At 68.0% G+C, this 15,433-nt stretch carries 15 protein-coding genes; 9 read left to right on the forward strand and 6 right to left on the reverse strand.

Annotated elements, in window-relative coordinates; genetic code table 11:
* The first annotated feature begins 46 nt into the window (after positions 1–46).
* Positions 47–1,150, forward strand: coding sequence for an alkene reductase (locus tag IEY68_RS20570; RefSeq protein ID WP_058853308.1), 1,104 nt, complete (start codon positions 47–49; stop codon positions 1,148–1,150).
* 97 nt (positions 1,151–1,247) lie between these two features.
* On the opposite strand, the gene IEY68_RS20575 is transcribed toward IEY68_RS20570, so the two are convergent.
* Positions 1,248–2,201: a helix-turn-helix transcriptional regulator gene (locus tag IEY68_RS20575; RefSeq protein ID WP_058853309.1), complete on the reverse strand. Its 954-nt coding sequence runs from the start codon at positions 2,199–2,201 to the stop codon at positions 1,248–1,250.
* Positions 2,202–2,298: 97 nt separating this feature from the next.
* Between IEY68_RS20575 and IEY68_RS20580 the strand changes: the two genes are divergently transcribed.
* On the forward strand, positions 2,299–2,916 hold the full coding sequence (locus IEY68_RS20580) for a TIGR03086 family metal-binding protein (RefSeq protein ID WP_058853310.1): 618 nt from the start codon (positions 2,299–2,301) through the stop codon (positions 2,914–2,916).
* Between the two features lie 165 nt (positions 2,917–3,081).
* Here the strand turns inward: IEY68_RS20580 and IEY68_RS20585 are convergent, their stop codons facing one another.
* Complete coding sequence (locus IEY68_RS20585) at positions 3,082–4,731, reverse strand: FAD-binding protein (RefSeq protein ID WP_058853311.1); 1,650 nt, start codon at positions 4,729–4,731, stop codon at positions 3,082–3,084.
* 103 nt (positions 4,732–4,834) lie between these two features.
* Here IEY68_RS20585 and kstD point away from each other — a divergent pair, with 103 nt between their 5' ends.
* Together kstD and chsH3 are read left to right on the forward strand one after the other, a co-directional pair.
* Complete coding sequence (gene kstD / locus IEY68_RS20590; RefSeq protein ID WP_058853312.1) at positions 4,835–6,523, forward strand: 3-oxosteroid 1-dehydrogenase; 1,689 nt, start codon at positions 4,835–4,837, stop codon at positions 6,521–6,523.
* Between the two features lie 22 nt (positions 6,524–6,545).
* Positions 6,546–7,409 carry an enoyl-CoA hydratase ChsH3 gene (gene chsH3, locus IEY68_RS20595; protein WP_058853313.1) on the forward strand — a complete coding sequence of 288 codons (864 nt, stop codon included), beginning with the start codon at positions 6,546–6,548 and terminating at the stop codon, positions 7,407–7,409.
* A 143-nt stretch (positions 7,410–7,552) separates the two neighbouring features.
* On the opposite strand, the gene IEY68_RS20600 is transcribed toward chsH3, so the two are convergent.
* Both IEY68_RS20600 and IEY68_RS20605 read right to left on the reverse strand, forming a co-directional pair.
* Positions 7,553–8,356 carry an esterase/lipase family protein gene (locus tag IEY68_RS20600; protein ID WP_063916284.1) on the reverse strand — a complete coding sequence of 268 codons (804 nt, stop codon included), beginning with the start codon at positions 8,354–8,356 and terminating at the stop codon, positions 7,553–7,555.
* A gap of 275 nt (positions 8,357–8,631) precedes the next feature.
* Positions 8,632–9,609 carry a helix-turn-helix domain-containing protein gene (locus tag IEY68_RS20605; RefSeq protein WP_058853314.1) on the reverse strand — a complete coding sequence of 326 codons (978 nt, stop codon included), beginning with the start codon at positions 9,607–9,609 and terminating at the stop codon, positions 8,632–8,634.
* 42 nt (positions 9,610–9,651) lie between these two features.
* Here IEY68_RS20605 and IEY68_RS20610 point away from each other — a divergent pair, with 42 nt between their 5' ends.
* The 4 genes from IEY68_RS20610 to IEY68_RS20625 are packed head-to-tail and all read left to right on the forward strand — an operon-like array spanning position 9,652 to position 11,260.
* A complete protein-coding gene (locus IEY68_RS20610; protein WP_062998192.1) occupies positions 9,652–10,257 on the forward strand; it encodes an amidohydrolase family protein in 606 nt (201 codons plus the stop codon).
* Positions 10,254–10,835, forward strand: coding sequence for an acyl-CoA-like ligand-binding transcription factor (locus tag IEY68_RS20615; RefSeq protein ID WP_058853316.1), 582 nt, complete (start codon positions 10,254–10,256; stop codon positions 10,833–10,835). Before IEY68_RS20610 ends, IEY68_RS20615 begins: the two co-directional genes overlap by 4 nt.
* A gap of 44 nt (positions 10,836–10,879) precedes the next feature.
* Positions 10,880–11,089 carry an inorganic diphosphatase gene (locus IEY68_RS20620; protein WP_058853317.1) on the forward strand — a complete coding sequence of 70 codons (210 nt, stop codon included), beginning with the start codon at positions 10,880–10,882 and terminating at the stop codon, positions 11,087–11,089.
* A 3-nt stretch (positions 11,090–11,092) separates the two neighbouring features.
* A complete protein-coding gene (locus IEY68_RS20625; protein ID WP_156426023.1) occupies positions 11,093–11,260 on the forward strand; it encodes a hypothetical protein in 168 nt (55 codons plus the stop codon).
* Positions 11,261–11,447: 187 nt separating this feature from the next.
* Here the strand turns inward: IEY68_RS20625 and IEY68_RS20630 are convergent, their stop codons facing one another.
* Complete coding sequence (locus IEY68_RS20630; protein ID WP_156426024.1) at positions 11,448–12,650, reverse strand: hypothetical protein; 1,203 nt, start codon at positions 12,648–12,650, stop codon at positions 11,448–11,450.
* 145 nt (positions 12,651–12,795) lie between these two features.
* Here IEY68_RS20630 and IEY68_RS20635 point away from each other — a divergent pair, with 145 nt between their 5' ends.
* The gene (locus IEY68_RS20635; protein WP_058853446.1) at positions 12,796–13,440 is read left to right on the forward strand and encodes a class I SAM-dependent methyltransferase; all 645 of its coding nucleotides are present in this window, start codon (positions 12,796–12,798) and stop codon (positions 13,438–13,440) included.
* Between the two features lie 327 nt (positions 13,441–13,767).
* Here IEY68_RS20635 and IEY68_RS20640 read toward each other — a convergent pair whose 3' ends face one another.
* Positions 13,768–15,396, reverse strand: coding sequence for an FAD-dependent monooxygenase (locus IEY68_RS20640; protein ID WP_308434985.1), 1,629 nt, complete (start codon positions 15,394–15,396; stop codon positions 13,768–13,770).
* Positions 15,397–15,433 lie beyond the last annotated feature (37 nt).

Genomic DNA, 15,433 nt, shown 5'->3' on the forward strand with positions numbered 1-15,433 from the left:
CTCAGGACTTGAATCTCACATCAATGTCAGGTCTTACTGTCCAGGCATGACAACCACAGCAGCCCGCGATCTATTCGCTCCCGCCCGTCTAGCCGGGATCGAACTGCCACATCGCCTGGTCATGGCGCCGTTGACCCGCAATCGCGCCGAAGCCGACGGAACACCCTCCGAGCTGATGGCGTCCTATTACGCTCAGCGGGCCGGAGCGGGCTTGATCATCGCCGAGGCCGCCACCCCGAACCAGGTGGGGCAGACCTACGCGAATATCCCCGGCATCCACCGGGCCGAGCACATCGCGGGCTGGCGGCGCGTCACCGACGCCGTCCACGCCGCCGGAGGCCGGATGTTCCTGCAACTCCAGCACGGCGGCCGGGTCGGCCATCCCGACAACAGCGGCCTGGTACCGGTGGCTCCCTCACCGATCCCGCTGCCCGAGACCGTGCACACCCCATCGGGCCATCAACCGGCCGTGACGCCGAGGGAGCTCTCGATCGACGAGATCCACTCGACCGTCGCAGATTTCGTCGCCGCCGCGCGCAACGCCGTCGAGGCCGGGTTCGCGGGAGTGGAAGTGCACAGCGCCAACGGTTACCTGCTACACCAGTTCCTCGCCGAGAACACCAACCGGCGTACCGACGTCTACGGGGGCCCGATCGAGAACCGGATCCGTTTCACGGTGGAGGTCGTGGCGGCGGTGGCGGCGGCCATCGGACCGGAGCGGGTGGGGCTGCGCATCTCCCCGGCGAATCCGGTCAACGGCATCGTCGAAGGTGATACCGCGGCCATCTACCCGGCGCTCGTGACCGCACTCGCCGGCCTGGATCTCGCCTACCTGCACATTGTCCGCATCGGCTCGGACGATCCACTGCTGCGGCAGATCCGGGAGATCTGGCCCGGCAGCCTCGTCGCCAATCCGGCGAAAGCGGGTGACACCCGCGACCCCGGTGCCCTCACAGCCGAAGCCGAGCGGCTGCTCGCCGCCGGAGCCGACCATATCGCCCTGGGCCGCGCCTTCCTGGCCAACCCCGATCTGGTCGAACGTCTGCGTATCGGCGCACCACTGAACGCGATACGCGACGCACACCTGATGTACGTGGGTGGGGCCGAGGGCTACACCGACTACCCCACACTCGCGGAAAGCGCCGTCTGACCACCGGACCACTCCGCAACGTCGAACCCGACGCGCAGACTTCACCTATCCGATCGCGCGGCACCGCCGGGACCGCCCCCGCGCGGATTCGGCACGGTCAGAGGTGGGCGACCGCGTTCCGGTACCGCCGCCCCAGGGCGCGGATGTGATCGACCAGCTCGGGTGGGCCGTCGATCCGGAAATCCATCATGAGCATGCTCAGATAGATGGCGATCGTCTCCATCGCATCCGCGCCGGTGAGCAGCAGACACGAGTGCTCGTCGACCGGTTCCACCACGCCGACCGCGGGATTGATCCGGGCGATAACGGTTTCCGCGGGCGCCAGGACGGTCACCCGCGCGTGCACCTTCCAACCCGCCGACGCGACTTCCCGGAGGACGAAGGCGACCAGATCACTATCGGGCGGGGTCCGGGCGGCGAAGCGGCGGCTGTCCGGCGCGACCCGGTGCACCCGGGCCACCGGGAAGGCACGCCAGCTGTGCTCGTCGAGGTCGTAGCCCACCAGATACCAGCGCCGCTGCCAGCTCACCAGGCGATAGGGCTCCACCTGGCGCTGATCGAGTTCGAGGACGCGGGCGGCGCGGATCGCCGCCGCGATGGTCGCCAGGGTTTCCGCGGGAACCGGCGCGTCCGGTTCACGGGACCCGATCGTGGCCGGGCCCACCGCGGTCGCCTCCCGCAGCGCGTGCACGGTGCGTTGCAGACGTTTCGGCAGGATCCGCTCCAGTTTGGCCAGGGCTCGTTTCACGCTGTGGTCGATATCGGCGATACCGGTGGACCCGTCCTCGGCGAGGCCGACCGCGACCGCGACCGCGATCGCCTCGTCGTCGTCGAGTAGTAGTGGCGGCATGGTGGCGCCCTGACCGAGGCGGTAGCCACCGATCGGGCCGCGGGTGCCGTGCACCGGATAGCCGAGTTCGCGAAGCCGGGCGATGTCTTGACGCAGGGTGCGATCGGTGACGCCGAGCCGCTGTGCGAGCTCCGGACCGGTGTATCCGCGGTCCTGGAGCAGGGAGAGCAGTCGCAGGACTCGGGTAGTGGTGGAGGTCACAAAATCCTCGTTCGCACGGAGTTTCTATCAGGAAGGAAATGAGCCTAATAGGGCCATAGTCTGAGTTCAACGCCGAAAACGACCGAGAGGTAAGACGATGGAAATCACCACCACCGCAACCGAGATCACCGCTGCGCTCGCGCCGGTCTGGCGCGATGTACTGACCGCCGCGCACGAAGCGCTGCGAGCGGTTGTCGCACAGGTCGACTCGGACCAGTGGCAGCTGTCGACCCCGTGCGCGGAGTGGAATGTCGCGCAGGTGGCGGAGCACGCGGCCGGCGATCAGCGGGCCTACGCCGCGGCACTCGGGGTGGGCACCGGCCCCGCCTACGACCCGTTCTCCCCCTCCGGCACGATCGCCGGCGGACCCGCCGCGCTGGTCACCGCCGCCCTGGAAGAAACGGCGACCGCCTGGGCGACCGTCACCGACGACACCGAGAACGTCCCCACGCCACTGCCCTTCGGCCCGCTGTCCACTCCGGTGGCCGCGGTGCTGTGCGCCCTGGACGCGGCCGTGCACGCCTGGGATATCGCCGTCGCCACCGGTCAGCAGTCGCCGCTGACCGACGAACTGTCGGCCCCGATCCTCGCGGCCGCGCAGGGCCGGATCGAACCGCTGCGCGACTGGGGCGCCTACGGCCCGATCGCCGCGGGTGAGTCCGGCTCCAGCACCGATCAGCTCCTGCGCTATCTGGGCCGCGCTCCCCGCCACTGACCCGCGTCGTCGTGCGAAGCGCCCCGGCTGGTTCCGCCCACATCGTGAACGCGGCCGCCGGACACATCCGCCGCCCAGCGGCCGCCCTCTCGGCCGAGCCGCCCGGACCGCGGCTGAACCCCCGGTGCCGCGACCACTCGGGTCCGGCCCTCGCCGGATACCGGCCTAGACCCCTTCCGCAGACGTCTTCCGAGCCGCCCGCGATCCGGTCACGCCCTCCACGACGGATACTTCCCCCGCCGCGCTCCGGCCCGCACGCCGACCGGAGAAAATACAATCCGCCAGTGAAAGTCCGCTGACGTAGGAGTTCACGCAGATCCCGGCGGCCGTCCGGCCCGCCGCGTACAGCCCCGGGATCTCATCGCCACGGGTATCGCGGACCGCGCCCGTCTGCTCGTCGACCATGAGACCGCCGACAGTGAACATCGGGCACGGATTGGTCAGGCTCGGTTTGATGGAGACATCGAGCATCCAGTACGGGCCCCCGCCCACCGGGCGAACGTACTCGGCCGGTTTGCCCACCGGATCGGGTGCGCCGGTCGCGTAGGCGGTGTTGTGGGCGGCCACCGTCTCCCGTAGCTCCGCCGGGTCCACCCCCGCGGCGGCGGCCACCGCGTCGAGAGTTCTTCCGCGTTTCGCCTTGCGGCGCATCACCTCGAACTGCATCCGCTGGAACCAGGCGGCCTGCGGTCCGATCTGGGAGATCGCGGTACACATGAGCGCATCGTCGGCGAGTAACCAGCCGATACCGTCGTGCCGGTTGATCAGCGCATCGCCGACCGCCGCGCCGTAGCGGGTCTCGTCGATGACACGCTTTCCCTTTCCATCGACCAGCATCGCCCCGGCGAACGAGCTCGGGGGCAGCAGGAAACGCCAGGCCGAGACATTGCCCATCCGGTCGGTCGCGGCGCCGACGCTACGACCCAGTTCGATCCCGCTGCCGTCGTCACCGGAGCTACCCAGGGCCAGCCCATTCCTATAGGCGAGTGCGTAAGCGTGCAGCATCTCGCGGTTGGCGATGAATCCGCCCGCTGTCAGGACCACGCCGCGCCGGGCGAGGACCCGGATCGTGGTCGCGTACCGGCGATCCAGCCGGGCCAGTCGCTTCTCCAGAACGCGGCGCAGCGGCGGGTAGTAGATACCGGGTTTCGCGGCGATCGCGGCCATCCGGGCGTAACGGGACTTGACGCGCGCGGGCGCGTCGCGCAGGGTCCGGCATTCGACTCCTATGACCTCGCCGGTGTCGTCGGTGAGCAGGGCAGTGGCGGTGGTGAGTGTTTCGACCCGCACCCCCTTGTCTTCCGCCGAACGGGCCAGCGGCGCGAACAGTTTCTTGCCGGAGGTGCCCCACCCCTTGACCCGGTGACCGCGCTGAGCAGGGGTGATATCGGCGAACGCACCGGATATCTCACTACCGGAGTAGTAGAGGTAGTAGTCGTTGTTCGGGTAGGAGGTCTTGTACGGGCACAGCGACGCCTCGAACGGCACCCCGTGCCCGGTCAGCCAGTCGATCATGGCGGGGCTGTCGTCGACGAAACGGCGCAGGGTAGCCGGGGAGACCGCGTCACCGACCTCGCGTTCGAGGTAGGCGAGCATCATTTCCGGGGTGTCCTCGACCTTGCCCGCACGCTGCACCCGGGTGCCGCCGCCCGCGTAGATGATGCCGCCGGACAGGGCGGTCGCTCCCCCACCGGTGAAGCGGTCCAGCACCAGAACCTGGGCACCCTCCTCGGTGGCCTGCAGTGCGGTGGCCGCGCCCGCCGCGCCGTATCCGACGACCACCACGTCCGCGGTCAGGTCCCATTCGTGCGTCATCTACCAACTCCACCAGAAACTGAAACGAGTTTCCCTACTGTTTACGCCGGGGATCAAGTCTTCTGCCAGACAACATAGACCAACAGCGGACTCATTCTATAACGTGTTCTACATGAACGATCGGGAATACGATGTGGTGGTGGTCGGCAGCGGCGCCGCCGGGATGACCGCCGCCCTCACCGCCGCGCACAACGGGCTGAGTGTGGTGCTCCTGGAGAAGGCGCCGTACTACGGCGGATCTACCGCGCGCTCGGGCGGCGGGGTCTGGATCCCCGGCAACAAGGCTTTGCGCGAGTCGGGCGGTCCCGACGACCGCGAGGAAGCGCGCCGGTACCTGCACAGCATCATCGGCGACGTGGTCCCCGCCGAACGGATCGACACGTATATCGACCGCGGCGCGGAGGCGATGGATTTCGTCCTCGCGCATTCACCGCTGAAGATGACCTGGGTCAAGGGCTACTCCGACTACTACCCCGAGGCCCCGGGCGGCCGGGCCGGCGGCCGGTCCTGTGAACCGAAGCCGTTCAACGCCAAGATCCTCGGCGAGGAGCGGTTCAATATCCATCCACCCTATTCGAAGGCTCCGTTGAACGTGGCGGTGACCCAGGCCGACTTCGTCCGGCTGAACCTGATCCGCCGGCACCCGAAGGGCGCGTTGCGAGCTCTGCGGGTCGGAGTACGCACCTACTGGGCCAAGTTCACCAACAAACATCTGATGGTGATGGGCCAGGCGGTGATCGCCGGTATGCGCAAGGGCCTGATGGACGCGAACGTGCCCCTACTGCTCGACACACCCATGACCAAACTGGTCGTCGAGAACGGCAAGGTCACCGGCGTCGAGGCGACCCACAACGGTGAGACGGTCACCTTCACCGCCCGCCGCGGTGTCGTACTCGGCAGCGGCGGATTCGAGCACAACGCGGAGATGCGGGCCAAGTACCAGCGCGAACCGATCACCACTGAGTGGACAACCGGCGCCGCCACCAACACCGGCGATGGCATCGTCGCGGGTATGGACGCGGGCGCCGCTATCGGCTTCATGGAGGACGCCTGGTGGGGTCCGACCATCTTCAAGGGCGGTAAGCCCTGGTTCGCACTGTCCGAACGCAATCTCCCCGGTTCGATCATGATCAACCCGCAGGGCGAGCGCTTCGGCAACGAATCCGCACCGTATGTCGAGGCCGTGCACACCATGTACGGCGGTGCGTACGGACAGGGCGAAGGTCCGGGCGAGAACATCCCGACCTGGCTCGTCTTCGACCAGCGCTACCGCAACCGGTACATGTTCGCCAGCCTCCAGCCGGGCCTGAAGTTCCCGTCGCGCTGGATGGAGAACGACCTCATCGTCAAGGCCGCGACCCTGCAAGAACTGGCCGAGAAGATCGGGGTCCCCGTCGATAAGCTCGCCGCCACCGTGGAACGCTTCAACACGTTCGCCGAAACCGGTAAGGACGAGGACTACAACCGCGGCGACAGCCAGTACGACCGTTACTACGGCGACCCGACCGTCAAACCCAACCCGTGCCTCGCGTCGCTCGTCCAGGGCCCGTTCTACGCGGCCAAGATGGTCCCCGGCGACCTCGGCACCAAGGGCGGGCTGGTCGCTGATACCGCTGCGCGCGTGCTACGCGAGGACGGCACCCCGATCGAGGGTCTGTACGCCTCCGGAAACGTCTCGACCCCGGTGATGGGCCACACCTACGCGGGCCCCGGCGCCACCATCGGACCGGCGATCGCCTTCGGCTACCTCGCGGTCCACGACATCATCGACCGCAAAAAAGCCGGCGCCTGAGCCGATTCGAGGAGAACCCCGTATGCCCATCGATCCCGAAATCGCGCTGGGAGCCGAACTCCCGAGCAAGGAATTCTCCTGGACTTCCTCCGACGTCCAGCTCTACCACCTGGGTATCGGCGCGGGACACCGCTGGACCGACCCCGCCGAACTGCGTTACCTCGACGATCGGGAACCGCAGGTACTGCCCACTTTCGCCACCGTCGCCCACACCTTGCGCGATACCGACCCACCGAAGGTCAAATTCCCCGGCGTCGATATCGACCTGGCCAAGGTCGTACACGGTTCGCAGGAGGTGCGGGTACACCGGCCGCTGCCCGCCTGCGGCAAAGCGACCCGCACCGGCCGGATCAGCGAACTGTGGGACAAGGGTTCCAATGCGGTGATCGTGCAGGAGTTCACCGTCACCGGCTCCGACGGCGAAGCGCTGTGGACCGAAAGGTCCTCCATCTTCGCCCGCGGGGAGGGCGGATTCGGCGGTGAGCGCGGCCCGAGCAGCAAAGCCGAACTCCCCGAACGGGACCCGGATTTCGATGTGACCACCGCGACCCTGCCGCAGCAGGCCCTGCTCTATCGTCTCTGCGGTGACCGCAACCCGCTGCACTCCGACCCGGAGTTCGCGAAGGGCGCGGGGTTCCCGGCGCCCATCCTGCACGGGCTGTGCACCTACGGGATCATCTGCAAAACCGCCACCGATACGGTGCTGGACTCCGTGGCCGGCCGCGTGACCGGATTCGAGGCGAGGTTCGCGGGCGTGCTGTTCCCCGGGGAGACGCTGCGGTCGCGGATCTGGCAGGAGCCGGGTCGGCTGATCATCAGCGCCACCGCCGTCGAACGCGACGGCGCGCCGGTGCTGGGCGATGTGGTGCTCACCTACGCCGACTGATATCGGCGGCACGATCCACGACCGGCGGGTTCCTCGGTGGACCCGCCGGTTCGTCGGGTGTGGGTGCCGCGTGGATCGGTTGCGGCGGAGCCGGTCCGGAGACCCGGGTTCGCCCGGCCCGCCGGGTGGCGGCTATCGGCGGTTCAACCGATATCGGGGTGTTCGATATCCGGCTCGAGCGAAGACCGCTGCGAGCTGAGGAAGAACTGCCGCGGGCAGTCCGTGGCGAGGGGCCCACCGCGCAGGGCCGAATCGATCAGGTCCTGGAAGGCCGCGTCCTGCGGTTCGTCGCGGTGGCTGACCTGGCGACCCGGACAGAATCGCTGAACACTCGCGTTGACGGCCCCCGGCAGGTGTGAACGTTCGGGCCCCTCGTTCTCCGAGTAGAGGTGGTACGCCGGGATACCGGGCGGCAGTACCGGTGGTGTGTTCAGCTGCTGCAGGAAATCCGAGTCCGGTGCGATATCACGGCATCCGGGGAAGAGGGGCGCGCAGAGAAATCCCAGCGGTTGACCGTCGTTCGGGGTACCGAGATCGAGATAGGTGCCCACCGAATCGAGGCCGCCGAGGAATTTCACATAGTGCCGCTGCGCAAGCCCACCCATCGAATGCCCGACCAGGTCCACTCGCCGGGCTCCGGTGGTCCGCCGGATATCGGCGACCTTGTCGGCGATCACCGTCGCCGATTCGGCTATTCCCGCAGTCCCCGAGGACCCGGCGGGTACTCCCGGCAGAACCATGGAGTAGGCGTTGTACCCGCGATCGGCCAAGTCCGACCGCAGGTTCTCCAGAATGCCCCGGTCGGCGTCGAAACCACCGATGACCAGAACGGGATTCAGAGGTGCGGGGTCGGCCCCGGCGAAGTCGTCCGGCAACGCCGCCACGGCGCAGCCCAGCGATACGACCACGACAGCGAATCGAGCGAGCACCGCGAGCACAGTTTTCATCGACCTGCTTTCCGGAGGCTGAGCGACCGCTGCCCCGTCACCCCGGACCGCGAACAGCGTCGACCGACGGCCAGGATGCTAGCGCGGTGAACACACGGCTCCAGGTAGGCGCGACGGGATCACCCCGCGGGTGATCGAAGACCATCCTGCGGGCGCCCATCGCGACCTTTCCTCCCACACGCCCCGAACACCCGCCACCGGCGACTCGGTGGATCGTTCCCGATGAAGCGATCCACCGAGCCGGCCGACCGGTCGCCGCGGCGACCGTCTCGAAGTCACGGTCGTAGTGGAGCATCGTGAGCCGGTTCGCTTCCGCCGCCGCGATGAGATTCCCGCAGCGCCACGGCGAACCAGCCGAATACCGGCCCCAGATCCGCCGGCGCGGGCCAGTCGTTGACGGTGGAGACCAACTGCCAGTACCGCGCCACCCGGGGATCGTCGGCCACCTCCAGCCGCTCCAGGATCCACGACCGCAGCGCGCTGTCGTCCGGCCTGCCGAAAGTCTCGGCATATCGCGTACTCAGCCGGTCGAGGATCGGGCGAGCCGCCGCAGCGCCCGGGTCGATTCCGGCCGCCAGCGCCCGGGTCACCTCGTCGCGCACCGCCTCCGTCAGATCGTGGTGCAGTCCGGTGTCGTCGCCGGCGGCCCTTTCCCTCGCCTGATATTCGGCCATCCGGCGAACCGCGGCGCGGAAGGTCTCGTCCCGCACCAACTCCACCAGGTCCATCCATGCCGTCACCTGTTCGGTGGTGGGGTCGGCGGGCAGGTCCGGCATGCTCGATCGCAGCAGCTCCACGACAGCCGGGTTCGCATCGACCGCGCCGAAGGTCTCGTCGACGAAATCGTGGACGAGACGGTGACGTTCGGATTCGGACAGGTTGATCAGTTCGTTCATCAGTTCCATCTCCTCAGGGTTCGATTCCCGTTCGGCCACCGCTCGCAGCACCGCACGCCGGAGCCGCAGAGTGCGGATCTGCACGTCCAAGGCATCGGCGTGCGCGGCCGCCACCTCCCTCAGGGAGACCTCCCGGGCCAGGATCGCGCGCACCGTCGCGAGGTCGATATCGAGCGCGCGCAGCGTGCGGACCAGTTCCAGACGGGCCATCGCGTGCGTGTCGTAGAGGCGGTAACCGGCGGGGCTGTGCTCGGTCGGCGGGACGATGCCCGTATCGGAGTAGAACCGGATCGTCTTGACCGAGAGTCCGGTCCGTTCGGCCAGGGCTCCGATCGTGCAGAGCGTCGCGTCGTCCATGGCACCAGCCTGCTGTCTCCCCCGGGTGGAGACACAAGATATTTGTCGTCCGGTTCGCACCACCGCACTGCGTCGCGCCGCTACCTGGACGACGACTTCTTCCGACCGATCCTGGCGCGCGCCGCCGAACTGCGGGTCCCGATCTATCTGCATCCCACACCGCCCCCACCTGCGGTGATCGAGGCGTCCTATCTCGGCAACTATCCGCCCGAGGTGGCGCAGGCCTTCGCGACCAGCGGGTGGGGATGGCATATCGAGACCGCCACCCACGTCCTGCGTATCGTGCTGAGCGGGGTGTTCGACCGCTTCCCCGATCTGCAACTGGTGGTCGGCCATATGGGAGAGGGACTGTCGTTCATGATGCCCAGGTTCGAACAGGTCATGTCCCGGGTGGTGCAGCTGCAGCGGCCGGTCGGCGAATACTTCCGCACCAATCTCCACTACACCTTCGCCGCCTTCAACTGGACTCCCACCTTCCTGAACCTGCTGCTCCAGGTGGGTGTGGAACGGATCCTGTTCGCCACCGATCACCCCTACGGGTCGATGGAGACAGCCCGTGCGTTTTTGGACCGGCTCCCGGTCGCCCCCGCCGACCGGGAACGGATCGCGCAGCACAACGCCGAACGGCTGCTCGGGCTGGGAACATGACCGGGCTACGCGAGCGCAAGAAGCAGCGCACCCGGCTGGCGATCCAGGAACAGGCACTGGCGTTGTTCGGCCGCGACGGCTACGAGAACACGACGATCAAACAGATCGCGGCGGCCGCGGAGGTCTCCGAGCGGACTTTCTTCCGGTACTTCCCCACCAAGGAAGATGTGGTGACCTGGGATGGGCTGGACCTGTCGTTCGCCGTCCGGTTCCGCGCGCAACCCGCCACCGACAGCACCTTCGACGCCGTGCGGGCGACGCTGCTGGAGACCTTCACCGACCTCTCCCCCACCGAACAGCGCCGCCTGCGGGAACGCGTGGTGCTGATGACATCCGTGCCACCGCTGCGGGCCCTGCTGCTGGACCAGCTGGTCGGCACCGGGCACGCGATCGCACGATTGGTGGCCGACCGTATCGGCGCGGAGCCCGGCGACCCCGGGGTCCGCGCCCTGGTCGGCGCGGTCGTGGGGGCCGCCTTCGCGGCGGTTCTCGCGGTGCCGGAGCATCCGGATACCGATTTCGCCACATTGCTCGACGAAACCCTCGAGCACCTGTCCGTGATGCCAACCGTCGAATAGCGAGCGACCCGTGTGGTCGTTACCCGGCTCGGTAATCTCGTCCGGTGACCGACCGCAGCGCAGACCACGAATCGGGATCGCTCGCGCTGGCCCGCCCGTTCCTCGACCGGATCGTCGATCTCACCTTCGACCGCCCCTATGGAAGCCGGCACCCACGGTGCGGGTACCGCTACCCGGTCAACTACGGTTTCGTTCCCGGCACGCGCGCGCCCGACGGCGAGGAGTTGGACGCCTACTATCTCGGTCCGCGTTAACCGTTGGCGTTCGCCCGAGGCAGGTATATCGCGATCGTCCACCGGTTGTACGACGATGACGACAAACTGGTCGTCGTACCGGCGGAGAGCCCGGATCTCGACGACGATGCCATCGCGACCGCGGTCGAATTCCAGGAGAACCCGGGGGAATACATCATCGTGCGGCACTGAACGGCCCGTATGCCCGACCACATTCGACCGCCACCGGTGTGTCCGCCACGCAGCTGATCGCGCTGGATGCCGATATCGTGTGCGTCGGTCACGGCGACGTGCTCACCGGTGACCCGTTGCGTGCCCGGCGGGCCGGATCGCCGCGCTGACGGCGACCGCGTACCGAAGTGCTGCGGATCGCTCCCCGTCAGAGCGGGCGGTGGAATCCCGGTGAAGCGACGGCCAGTCGTAATCTGGCGTCGTCGCGATGGGACAGGGTGAGTTCGTACCAGTCCGGCGTACGAGCCCGCGCGGAGATACCGTCTATGCCGGTGGAGGTGGTCACCTCCCAACCCAGTTGCTCCCAGATCCGCAGGATCAGCGGCAGATATGCCTGCGGGCGGTCCGGGGGTGGTGGGTCGAGGAAGTAACGGATCTCGAGCCGATCCACCCGGTAGATATTGCCCGCGTCGTCGTCGAACGGTAGTACGGTCTCGCCGTTCAGGCCGTCCTGGGGGCTGATACTCAGCTGACCTTCCACTGCTTCGAGCAATGCCGCGACGAGACCGGCGATGCGCACGCGGGCGCTCTCCTCGGTGAGTTCGCGGTTCCAGAAGACCGCCCGCGCCGCGCGCACCGTCGAGCGGGCCGCGATCCGTTGCCGGAGTTCCTCCGGGGTCGGCGGTGTCTCGGCGGCCGGGGGCTCCGGGGGACGATCGCGCGCCAACTCGAAACCGCGACCCATCAGATCGTCGAAGGTGCGGCCGAAGTCCATGGGCCGCTCCATATCACCGCCGAATTCCCAGCCGACGGTCTCGTCCGGCAGATCGGCGGAGACGAAGTAGTTGGTACCGCCCAGGCCCTTGGCTATCAGCATCGCCCGATCGCCCGGAATACGCTCGTCGGTATCCCAGTTGCGCACCGATTCGACCATGGCGAGCTCGGTATAGGTCCGCATATCGCGGGGACGGGTGGGGCCGAAGGAGATACCGTCGAGATCGGTGAACCCGGCATGCACCATGCTGAGAAAAACCCGCAGCGACTCCGGCAACGCATCCCAGCAGGGCGGCACATCGGTCCCGAAGGTCGCCGGATCCCAGCCGACCCGGAACTCGTGTGGTTGGAAGGGTTTGCGGAGCGCGTAGAGCAGCACCCAGTCGCCGCGTAACAAACAGACGCGGACATCGTCGAGACATTCGGCGAGCACGGCACCGAACCGCGGCACCAGCTCGAACAGGTCGAGGTTCCACAGCGCCACCGCGGCCGCACTGCGGACGCGGGCATCGCAGGCGCCCGCGATCTCCGCCCACTGCGCGGGGACATGAGCGGCGGCCGAACTCCCCGGTTCGACGAGCAGCGCTGAGCCGGACCCGTATTCCGCTACGACCCGCGCGAAGTCCACAGTGTCCACGGCATGCATTGAACAGCACACGTCCGACAGATACCCGTGACTTCCCGGTATTCCCCGCTCGACATGCCACGATGTGGTTACCAGACCCGGGAACAGGGAGGTGGCGGCATTGCCCGAACAACCCGAGGACCGCACCGGCGATCGGCTGGGCAGCAGGCGGCCCACCAGCCACGAACGCAGCAGCGGCCGACCCTGGGACGCTTCTTATCAGGACGGGCCCGCCCCCTGGGACACCGGCCGTCCCCAGCCCGCCGTGGTGCGCACAGCGGCGGAGGGCGGTTTCACCGGCGCGGTGCTCGACGCGGGCTGCGGCACCGGCGAGAACGCCCTGCACATCGCCGCAGAGGGCCAGCGGGTTCTGGGGTTCGATATCGCCGCGACGGCCCTGGAAACCGCACGCGCGAAAGCGGCGGACCGGGGCATCGAGGCCGAGTTCGTCACCGCCGACGCATTCGAGCTGGCAGGACTCGACCGCACCTTCGACACAGTCCTGGATTGCGGGCTGTTCCACACCTTCGACCGGGACGAGCGAATGGCGTATGTCTCGAGCCTGGCCTCGGTGACCGAACCCGGCGCGGTCCTGTACGTGCTGTGCTTCAGCGACGAGGGCGCCGACCTCGGCCCGCACCCGGTGAGCCCGGAGGACCTGAACGACGCCTTCAGCCCTTCGGTGGGATGGAATATCGCCTCGGTCGAACCGGAACGGATCGAAACGAGATTCCACGATCACGGAGCACCGGCCTGGTGGGCGAGGGTCGATCGGGTCCGGGCCGCGGACAACGCAACCTAGCGGCGAATTGTCCTACCCGCCTCCCACAGCGCGAGTGATTCCCACGAATACGAGGTCCTGCCCCGCTCGACCCCTCACCATCGCGGCCTCCACAACTGTCGTGTGCACCATTCGATTCTTGCGATTGATCGCTGCTACCGCATCATCCACTTCCGCGAGTAGGGCCCATCGGTGTTGCAGTAGGCGAGTGCTACGTGTCGTCGGGCGGTGGGCGGATCCGCCGCCACGGCGGCACGGGCCCGTGGGGTGGGCGCCCATGTCCTCGATCGCGGTGCGCACCCGCCGATGCTGTGACCGGTGGGTGCGTGAACCGCTACCTCGCGACTGCTAACGCCCTTCGGATCCCTGGTCGGCGGCGAGGACCGGGATCCTGTCCGGCGCGCCGAACCAGCCGGACAGTGCCGCGCGCAATCCGGCCACCGCGCTGTCGGCCGGCTCGCCCACTGTCGCCGCCCAGGCGATATGCGCATCCGGGCGGATCAGGAGGGCGTCGGCCGGACGGTCATCGGTTGTGGCGGTGTGAATATCGATGCGGTCCGCCCACTCCCGGGCAACCTCGCGCAGCTCCGGCCGGTCGGCTAGATCGAGCAGAACCGGCCGCGCGGTGTGCAGGAGATCGGCGACGGTGGTCGCGCCGTCGCCGGTGCGCAGCGCGAGGTCGGGGGCGAACGTGCCCGTCGACGGGTGCCGGTTCGGGTTGGGCAGGTCGTAACGGACGTCGGTGCCCGCGATGAAACCGGCCACCCGGCGGGCGGACTGTTCGTCGCCCAGCAGTTCCTGGACCACCTCCCGTAGTGCGTCGGCGGCCGGGTCGAGTCCGCGTCGCAACGCCACTTGTGCGCGGGTCTGCCGGAGGGCGCGGTCACCCGCGTAGTGCCGTTCCTCGTGGTAGCTGTCGACCAGTCCGGCCGGGGCCCAACCATGCACGTCGGCAGCCAGTTTCCAGGCGAGGTTCACCGCGTCGAGCAGGCCGGTGTTGAGTCCCGAGCCGGTGGCGGGCAGCAGATGGGCGGCGTCGCCCGCCACCAGGATCCGGCCGGCCCGATAGGTTTCGGCGTGCCGGTCCTTGAAGGTGAAGCGCGCCAACCGCAACGTTTCGCCCAGGGGGATCTCCGTGCCGAGTACCCGGCGGACGCTGTCCTGGAATTCGGCCGGGGTCATCGGCTCGTCGTCGGCGATATCGGTGGATTCGTCCTCGGTGGTCGAGAACATCAGCATGTCGGGAGTCGGCGACCCGAATCCGAACGCGCCGCGCTCGGTACGGGTGAAGCCGGTACTGATCCGGCCGATGCCAGGGACCTCGATATCGCCGTTGTCGAGGCGGGTCACCGAATCGGGCACGGTGACCTGGCACAGACGGTTCACCTCGGGGTATGTGGTCCCGGTGAAAGCGATACCGGCCATCTCCCGGATCGGGCTGCGCCCACCGTCACAGCCGACGAGGTAACGAGCGGTGATCCGGTACGGACCGTCCGGCCCGGACACTTCCGCCGTCACCGACGTATCGTCCTGACTCACCCCGACCACCTCGTGCCCGCGGCGGATATCCGCGCCGAGTTCATCCACCCGCTCGGCGAGCAACTCCTCCAACCGCGTCTGCGGAAGCGGCAGCCCGCGCAACGGGGGGTCCACCATGCCGATGAGATCCACGTGCACACCACCGAAGGGATACCGCTGCGGCGGTTCGGGGGCGGTCACAGCCGCTTCGATCCGCTCCAGCAGCCCGCGGTAGTGCAGCAGTCGCAGGATCTGCCCGCCCAGGCCCTGGGCCTTCTGCGTGGTCCTGGGCTGTGGGTACTTCTCCAGGATCAGCGGCCGGACCCCCGCCAGACCGAGTTCGGCGGCCAGCATCAGACCGGTCGGCCCGGCGCCCACGATGATCACCTCGGTATCCACCGACGACGGCTCTCGCACCGATCGCTCCTGGTGTCGGTCCGTTGACGACTGCACTCGCACCTCGTAAACCCTCTCTGTCCCACGTCTGTGAGCTAGG

The organism is Nocardia jinanensis (assembly GCF_014645735.1).
Classification (GTDB): domain Bacteria; phylum Actinomycetota; class Actinomycetes; order Mycobacteriales; family Mycobacteriaceae; genus Nocardia; species Nocardia jinanensis.